Source organism: Bacillus sp. GMs2/2 (assembly GCF_050172095.1).
GTDB lineage: Bacteria > Bacillota > Bacilli > Bacillales > Bacillaceae_G > Bacillus_A > Bacillus_A cereus.
Genome location: NZ_JBNLYE010000196.1, coordinates 1 through 7,454, shown reverse-complemented (window position 1 = coordinate 7,454; position 7,454 = coordinate 1). Strand labels below are relative to the sequence as shown.

Here is a 7,454-nt window from a genome sequence, read left to right as displayed (position 1 = left end):
TTATATGGAAGTTTATTCATTTTAATTTTTGTTGAAATTATGATAAAGACGAATAGAAGAGAAATGATTAAATAAGGGAGGGGTTATAATGAAGATTTCTAAAGAAGGTGAAAAGTTTTTAATCGATACGAAAGTATATTTAATAACAAAAGGTATTAAAGAAGAAGATGTGGACGCTTTTCTAGAAGATGCAGAGCTTCATTTAATAGAAGGTGAAAAAAAGGGAAAGACAGTAAGTGACATATTTGGTGACTCACCAAAAGAGTATGCGGAAGAATTAGCGAAAGAGATGGAGAAGGATAAAAGTGGGAGCATAAAAAGTATTTTAGGGATGATTATTGGTATTGGTGGATATTGGTTACTGACAAATATTTTATTTGGAAGTCCAGATCAACAATTTACGTTAACAAATATACAGTTAATTGGTTATCCTATCGTTTTAATCATTACGATTATTGGAACGATTGTTGCATTTAGAATGTCTTCTTTTAAAAGTAAATTAGTAGAATTTGGAATAATTTATGTAATAGTAATGGTTCCTATTTTATTATTGGTGTTATTGATGTTTATGAATAAATGGTATGGGACACCTGTATTGCAATTGGCGACAATGCAAACATATATATTAGCAGCAATTATCTTTTTATTACTTCTTATTGGTGAAGTATATGTTCTTGGCTGGATGGGTGTTTTTGTACTAATTGTTCCTCTTATGATTATGTTCTTATTTAAAGACTTAGAAGAAAGTAATGTATTTTGGGGAATTGCAAAGGTCTTACTTATGTATGGAAGTATATATGGATTAATGAAATGGTCTTTAAAAATTGAAGAAAGAAAAAGTATGAACTAGAAATTCAATAAAAAGCGGCTGCTCTGGATATACCAAAAATTATTTCCAAAGAAATATTATATAGGGATTTTTAGAGGGATTACATTTACATTTAGTTGTCTATTTTTATTTCTAGCAGCCGGGATTTGTTTTGTTGATTGGAATAAGTTGTTTTAAACAGTAACATGAGGGTTACTGTTTTTTTCTTTGCAATAAAGAGCTTTGTAAAGAGAGTGTTTTTTGTTCTGCTGTTAATAAGGAATGAATATGAACGTTTTCTGGACGAGGGACTATCGGATACATAAGATTTGTTGGAGAAGGGTGGTGCTCCGAGCCGGTTGGAGAATGAGGATCTGCATGAGTAAGTTTTCCATGAATACGTCTTGTAAATAAAATATGACCAATTTCGTGAGCGAGCGTATATATATTTTTCATAGGAGCAGCCGAATTTGTTAAAACGATATAACCGGTAAGTTGCTGTTGTTTTGCTAAAGAATAAGCGCAGGCAATTACTGCTGTTTCTTTGAAATAATCACTGCCAATATAACAAATATAAAGGTCGCATTCAGGAGCTTCATTTACACATGTTTGGAAAAAGGATGCCAGCTTTTCTTGACTTTGAATGGAATTTTTATAACTGATTTCACGATCGGAAAAACGGAAAAGTTCATTTAATACAATTACTTCTTGAATTTGAAATGTAATGGGGTGCCAAATTGATTCTGCAACAGCTAAATCTTTTGCGATGCGGTCATCAGAAATATCGGCGCCGGGAGTAATGCAAATACATATATTGACGTATGGATCCATAAGGAACACCTCAAATGAAAAAAAGTTCTTCCTATAATATATGTGGGAAAAAGATGTCATGTATGGATAAACGCCTTCTTTATTGAATATATAGATGACAAGTCGAAAAAATTTCATAGTTCTATAACATGGTGTGGTCGTCTTTTTGATATAGTAAAGGAAAGGGGGAGAATATATGTATACATTAAAAATCGTTTCAGACAGAGAAGCACTTTATCAATTTGCGAGTTATGTAAGAGTTGTACAAGGGGTTGAAGATGTATATGTAGAGGTGGGAGAACCTTTATATGAACATCCTTTAATGAAGTTTTATGTACATATTAAGCTGAAAGAAACATATGAGCAGCATAAAGCGTTACAGGAAATAGCAAGATTAGTAGAGTTGGGTCGTTTTACATATGTCCATTATCGTAATGATGAAATTGAGGAAGCTTTTGAAGCTGTAAAATATGAAAGTTTTAAGAAATAAAGGTGAAAAAAAGGAGGCGAAAGCTTCTTTTTTTCTTTAAAATTACATGAACAAAAAGAGCAAAATTTTGTTATGATAAGGGAGGTTAGGGAAAGGGGAATTTACATATGGGGTATATTGAAGAGTTACGAAAAGTCGTTGGTACAAGGCCGCTTATTCTCGTAGGATCAGCAATTATTATATTAAACGATAATCAAGAAGTATTGCTTCAATATCGTTCAGATACATATGATTGGGGTGTACCTGGTGGGGCGATGGAACTGGGCGAAACGACAGAAGAAACTGCACGTAGAGAGTTATTTGAAGAAACGGGGTTAACTGCAAAAATAATGCAATTTCTTGGTGTTCTATCAGGAAAAGAAGTATATTTCCGTTATCCGAATGGCGATGAAATTTTCAATGTCATTCATCTGTATCAGGCACATCATGTGAGCGGGGAATTAAAGCTCGATCATGAAGGGTTGAAACTTCAATATTTTCCAGTAGATAAGTTGCCAAAATTGAATGAAACAACAGAGAAAATTTTACAAAAGTTTTTATATGCACTAACAGAATAGAAGGTTAATTCCTTCTATTTTTATTATATCAAATATTTTGATTTTTTAGTATGTTTATAGTATGATAGTTATAGATATACATCTTATGGAATTTCACCTAAAAACTTACTAGGGTACATAAGAGAGGGGCAAGTGCAAAATGCATAATGTTGTTATTACAGCTGCAGTTCGTTCGCCAATTGGAACTTTTGGAGGAGCGCTAAAAAATGTAACGCCAGTAGAATTAGCTGTTCCTGTACTTCAGGAAGCTGTAAAACGAGGCGGGGTAGAACCACATGAAGTTGATGAAGTAATTTTAGGTCATTGTATTCAAAGAACTGATGAAGCAAATACGGCGAGAACAGCTGCATTAGCGGCAGGATTTCCTGACACAGTTACGGGATATACAATCCAACGCCAATGTTCTTCAGGTATGCAAGCAATTATGTCAGCTGCAATGCAAATCCAATTAGGTGTAAGTGATGTTGTTGTTGCAGGTGGAGTAGAAGCGATGAGTTCGAGCCCTTATGCATTGAAACAGCACCGCTGGGGACAACGTCTACAGCACGGAGAAATTCGTGATACGGTGTGGGAAGTGTTAGAAGATCCGATTCACCATATTATGATGGGTGAAACAGCGGAAAATTTAGTTGAACAATATGAAATTACAAGAGAGGAACAAGATGAAGTTGCTCTTCGCAGTCATACATTGGCACTGAAGGCAATCGAGTCTGGATACTTTGACGATCAAATTGTTCCTATTACAATAAAAGAGCGTAGAAAAGAAGTTATATTTTCGAAGGATGAACATCCACGTGCAGATATTACAGCTGAAAAATTAGCTGGATTGAAGCCGGCATTCCGTAAAGATGGATCAGTGACTGCGGGGAATGCATCTGGCCTTAATGACGGGAGTGCAGTTCTAGTATTAATGAGCGAAGAAAAAGCGAAAGAAAAAGGTTTACAACCGTTAGCTAGAATTGTTGGATATTCAGTAGCTGGAGTAGATCCAAAAATTATGGGTATTGGACCAGCACCAGCAATTCGTAAAGGTTTAGAAAAAGTAGATTGGTCATTGGAAGATGCAGATTTACTTGAAATTAATGAAGCTTTCGCGGCTCAATATTTAGCTGTAGAGAAAGAGTTAGGCTTAGACCGTGAAAAAGTGAACGTAAACGGTAGTGGCGTAGGACTTGGGCATCCAATTGGTTGTACAGGGGCTCGTATTACAGTAAGTTTAATTCACGAATTAAAAAGACGTGGGTTAGAAAAAGGAATTGCCTCTTTATGCGTCGGTGGCGGTATCGGGGTTGCCTTATTTATAGAAGCACTATAAAAAAGAAGCAGCTATTGCTGCTTCTTTTTTTACGACTCAAATAGATGATGAAATAATCGATCACGATTTTCAAAGAAAAGTTTCGTCGTTTGGTAATGCTCAGTTTCTTCTAATGTGGATTCGTGAATCCCTTCTTGTGTTAAAGAATATATAGTGGATTCAGGGTAGGCCATTAAAATAGGAGAATGCGTCGCAATAACAAATTGTGAACCTTGTTCCGCTAGCTCGTGCATTCGAATGAGCATGGAAAGTTGTCTCATTGGTGATAAAGCTGCCTCAGGCTCATCTAAAATGTATAAACCTTGTCCTGAAAAACGATTCATAAATAATGAGAAGAACGATTCGCCGTGTGATTGTTCGTGTAGTGAAACGCCGCCGTAAGATTTTATTGCATCTATTTCATCAATATAAGAAGCAACGTTATAAAATGATTCAGCGCGAAGAAAGAAACCGTCGTTTGGTGTATTGAAACTTTTTGAAATTCGAAGGTATTCATGTAAAGATGAATGGGAATCGTTTGTGCTAAAGCGGAAGTTCTTCGTTCCACCTTCTGCATTAAAACCTAACGCAATTGCAATTCCTTCAAGTAATGTTGATTTACCTGTTCCGTTTTCTCCAATAATGAATGTTACATTTGGATGGAAAGCTAGTGATTGTAATGTTCGGATAGCAGGTAAGCAGTAAGGATATGCGGAAAAACTAGGGATATTTTCTTTTTTTAATGTGACATTTTGTAAAAAAGGTACGTCAATCAATATATAAACCTCAATTCATAACGGATTTTGAATTTAAAAAGGCAGAAAATACAAGTGTTAATGACACCTGAATCCCTTCCTTATTTTCTGAATATTTTATGTGGATTATATCATTTAAACTATCATATTCCAATGTGAAAATAAATATTGCATGAAGATCCATTCTCTCGTTATGATATATGGTATTCTATTGAAAATGTGAGAAGGAGTTAAAGTATGCCGTTTACATTTGCACATCCAGCAGCAGTTCTTCCTTTTGCGAAAAAGCATTCTAAACATATTTCAGTAACGGCTCTTATATTAGGTAGTATGGCGCCTGACTTTGAATATTTCTTACACTTTAGACCGTATGGTGTAATTGGGCATACGTGGCTTGGATTCTTATATTTCAATTTACCACTTGTCTTTTTGTTAGCATACATATATCATTACATTTTAAAAAAGCCGTTTATAACGCATTTGCCTAAACCGTTTGCTGGTTATTATTCATATGCAATAGATGAGAGGTGGGGGCTATATACATGGAAAGAATTCTTTGTATTTTGCTATTCTGCATTATTCGGTATGCTCACGCATGTCGTTTGGGATGCATTTACTCATAATACAGGCTATTTTGTTATGAAAATACCATTATTACAAAGAGAATGGTACGGTATCTCTGTTTATAAATATATGCAACATGGAAGTACATGTATTGGTGTTCTACTATTAGTATACGTTTTATGGAAGTATAGAAATGAAATGGGTAAAGATCTTATTTTAGCTTCGGAAAAAAGAAAGTATTGGGTTTCAGTAATTGTTGTAGCAACTATTATATTTATCGTGCACGCGTTCCTAGATCCCTATTTTCATATTTTCCAAATTGGAGGTATAATAGTATCTGGACTGACAAGTTCATTTTGTGGACTTGTCATTGTTTCTATAGTTTACAAAGCCAGGGACTAATTTTATATTCATGAATGATAGCGTTAGGAGAAATGAAATGATGAAAGCATGGAAAAGTATTTTTGTTTTATGTAGTTTTCTTCTTATGTTAAGTGGTTGCTTCCATCAAGAAGAAAAGAAAGCTGAACCAAAGAAGAAAGAATCTATTCCTGAAACAAAAGAATATGGTGGGCGTGAGCTGAAAAAAGTAGGACAAAAAGTGAAAGAAACAGGATGGGGTACTTTCAAGTTAGAGCAGATGCATTCTGTGAATCAAACATTTGAAGTAGCGCCAATGAAAATTCACGTACAAGATGTGAAAGTAATTTCTTTATCACAGATGAGTGAAAAGGCAAAAAAAACATTGAAAGTATACACGGCACTAACCCCTGAAGAAGTAAAACGGAGATTAGGGGATAAAGTAAGCCAAGAAGATGCAGAATTATATGCATCGCTAAGTGGAACAGAGATTAGTAATACAATTCGTTACGTTGAGATTACATATAAAGTGGAGAATACCGGAAATAAAAATATGCAATTTTTCTCTATGAATGATGTTATGATTAATGGTAAGCAACATTTTAAAGTAGCCACTCAAAACTTTTTATATGACGAAGATACGTTAGTTGGTACAAAAAATGTATCAAGAGAAGACTATAAGCCTGGTGAAACAAGAGATGGTATTATTGGTTTAATACTTGACGATGGAAAAGACAAGGTAAAGGATATTCAGTTTACAACTGATGATTTACTTGCAGGGGATTCAGAAACACAAGATGTTGTAAAAGAGCCACAAACGTTTAACATCTCACTAAAATAATGTAAGACAAAACAGTCAGCATTCAAATATTATGCTGACTGTTTTTTTATTTCTTTTATGTATGAATCTACATTTTGAAAAGGTACCTTAATTTTAAACGCATCTTTTTGTTCATTAAATTGCTTTTCATTGTAGGGACCGAAACGTTTATTGTGCTTTACGTCAATAATCCAATAATGTTCACTTTTTTTATTTGCAATTGCTGCGTCAGGGTTATTCGGATCTGATTTTTCCTCGGTTTGTTTTGCAATAATGTATTTATCATCCCAAGCAATGTCTGTAATTTTTGCAGGGATGTATTGTGTGGCATATACAGCATCTTGCGAGGGGAAAAGTTCAAATGCATTTCCAGAAGTACGTATGAGTTCGTATTCATCGTTAACCGTATAAGTTAAGTGACCTGTGTTTCCTGCACAACCAGTTAATAGGAAGGCGACGAATAGGATTATCCATTTTTTCAATATGGGAACCTCCTTTATAATGCTATTGTAACAAATTGTACAAGAAAAGTAAGAGAAACGCTAGTTTACAATGTTTTTTAGAAGTGGTACGATGAGACGGGTAAAGAAGGATATGAAGGAGTCGACATAAAATGAAGTTAAAGATGCATCGTCCAGCGCTTGTAATGAATCGCATAGGTGCTTCCCTAATTGACATGTTTTTAATCTCGGTTATGTATGGTGCAGTAGTAGCTGTTATGACCGGAAACTATAGTGCTATGTTTAAGCGCTTTAATATAAGCTTAGGTGATTTTAGATATGATTTCGCAGTAGTTTTTATATTAATGGCGATATATTTTATTGTGTTACCCTTTATTTGGAACGGTGTTACACTTGGAAAAAAGGTAACGAGAATAAAATTAATTTCATTGAAGAGTGAAAAGCTAACGTTGCAAACATTAATTATAAGATTTTTTGTAGTGTTATTACCGAACGTATTGCTATTAGGAATTCCATTAATATGTAATATATATAT

At 34.4% G+C, this 7,454-nt stretch carries 10 protein-coding genes and 1 pseudogene; 8 read left to right on the top strand and 3 right to left on the bottom strand.

Features of this window, described 5'->3' with window-relative positions; genetic code table 11:
• Positions 1 to 88 precede the first annotated feature (88 nt).
• Together ACQGS6_RS19635 and ACQGS6_RS19630 are read left to right on the top strand one after the other, a co-directional pair.
• A complete protein-coding gene (locus ACQGS6_RS19635) occupies positions 89 to 850 on the top strand; it encodes a DUF1129 domain-containing protein (protein WP_030027768.1) in 762 nt (253 codons plus the stop codon).
• Between the two features lie 12 nt (positions 851 to 862).
• A pseudogene (locus ACQGS6_RS19630) lies at positions 863 to 1,006 on the top strand (DNA-binding protein); the annotation flags it as partial.
• Positions 1,007 to 1,021: 15 nt separating this feature from the next.
• On the opposite strand, the gene ACQGS6_RS19625 reads toward ACQGS6_RS19630, so the two are convergent.
• Positions 1,022 to 1,639 carry an ImmA/IrrE family metallo-endopeptidase gene (locus ACQGS6_RS19625; protein ID WP_000371615.1) on the bottom strand — a complete coding sequence of 206 codons (618 nt, stop codon included), beginning with the start codon at positions 1,637 to 1,639 and terminating at the stop codon, positions 1,022 to 1,024.
• Positions 1,640 to 1,814: 175 nt separating this feature from the next.
• On the opposite strand from ACQGS6_RS19625, the gene ACQGS6_RS19620 reads away from it, so the two are divergent.
• The 3 genes from ACQGS6_RS19620 (at position 1,815) to ACQGS6_RS19610 (ending at position 3,980) form a co-directional block, all read left to right on the top strand.
• Positions 1,815 to 2,108 (top strand): DUF3928 family protein, encoded by a 294-nt coding sequence (locus tag ACQGS6_RS19620; protein ID WP_000288330.1) that lies wholly within the window; start codon positions 1,815 to 1,817, stop codon positions 2,106 to 2,108.
• 107 nt (positions 2,109 to 2,215) lie between these two features.
• The gene (locus tag ACQGS6_RS19615) at positions 2,216 to 2,665 is read left to right on the top strand and encodes an NUDIX hydrolase (protein ID WP_000540529.1); all 450 of its coding nucleotides are present in this window, start codon (positions 2,216 to 2,218) and stop codon (positions 2,663 to 2,665) included.
• Between the two features lie 139 nt (positions 2,666 to 2,804).
• Positions 2,805 to 3,980, top strand: a complete 1,176-nt coding sequence (locus ACQGS6_RS19610) for an acetyl-CoA C-acetyltransferase (RefSeq protein ID WP_000552076.1) — start codon at positions 2,805 to 2,807, stop codon at positions 3,978 to 3,980.
• 29 nt (positions 3,981 to 4,009) lie between these two features.
• Here the strand turns inward: ACQGS6_RS19610 and ACQGS6_RS19605 are convergent, their stop codons facing one another.
• Positions 4,010 to 4,735, bottom strand: a complete 726-nt coding sequence (locus tag ACQGS6_RS19605) for an AAA family ATPase (RefSeq protein ID WP_000568001.1) — start codon at positions 4,733 to 4,735, stop codon at positions 4,010 to 4,012.
• Positions 4,736 to 4,951: 216 nt separating this feature from the next.
• Between ACQGS6_RS19605 and ACQGS6_RS19600 the strand changes: the two genes are divergently transcribed.
• Positions 4,952 to 5,680 (top strand): DUF4184 family protein, encoded by a 729-nt coding sequence (locus ACQGS6_RS19600; protein WP_001116848.1) that lies wholly within the window; start codon positions 4,952 to 4,954, stop codon positions 5,678 to 5,680.
• Between the two features lie 37 nt (positions 5,681 to 5,717).
• The gene (locus ACQGS6_RS19595; protein WP_000973895.1) at positions 5,718 to 6,479 is read left to right on the top strand and encodes a hypothetical protein; all 762 of its coding nucleotides are present in this window, start codon (positions 5,718 to 5,720) and stop codon (positions 6,477 to 6,479) included.
• A gap of 29 nt (positions 6,480 to 6,508) precedes the next feature.
• Here ACQGS6_RS19595 and ACQGS6_RS19590 read toward each other — a convergent pair whose 3' ends face one another.
• Positions 6,509 to 6,940, bottom strand: a complete 432-nt coding sequence (locus tag ACQGS6_RS19590; RefSeq protein WP_000758785.1) for a DUF3997 domain-containing protein — start codon at positions 6,938 to 6,940, stop codon at positions 6,509 to 6,511.
• 131 nt (positions 6,941 to 7,071) lie between these two features.
• On the opposite strand from ACQGS6_RS19590, the gene ACQGS6_RS19585 reads away from it, so the two are divergent.
• Positions 7,072 to 7,454: RDD family protein (locus tag ACQGS6_RS19585; protein WP_152127078.1), on the top strand; the 383-nt coding region annotated here is incomplete at its 3' end.

Excerpts from the sequence above, each read along its gene's own strand:
- ACQGS6_RS19635 (WP_030027768.1), top strand. The coding sequence starts at position 89 with ATGAAGATTTCTAAAGAAGGTGAAAAGTTTTTAATCGATACGAAAGTA.
- ACQGS6_RS19615 (WP_000540529.1), top strand. The coding sequence starts at position 2,216 with ATGGGGTATATTGAAGAGTTACGAAAAGTCGTTGGTACAAGGCCGCTT.
- ACQGS6_RS19595 (WP_000973895.1), top strand. The coding sequence starts at position 5,718 with ATGATGAAAGCATGGAAAAGTATTTTTGTTTTATGTAGTTTTCTTCTT.
- ACQGS6_RS19610 (WP_000552076.1), top strand. The coding sequence starts at position 2,805 with ATGCATAATGTTGTTATTACAGCTGCAGTTCGTTCGCCAATTGGAACT.
- ACQGS6_RS19600 (WP_001116848.1), top strand. The coding sequence starts at position 4,952 with ATGCCGTTTACATTTGCACATCCAGCAGCAGTTCTTCCTTTTGCGAAA.
- ACQGS6_RS19625 (WP_000371615.1), bottom strand. The coding sequence starts at position 1,639 with ATGGATCCATACGTCAATATATGTATTTGCATTACTCCCGGCGCCGAT.
- ACQGS6_RS19620 (WP_000288330.1), top strand. The coding sequence starts at position 1,815 with ATGTATACATTAAAAATCGTTTCAGACAGAGAAGCACTTTATCAATTT.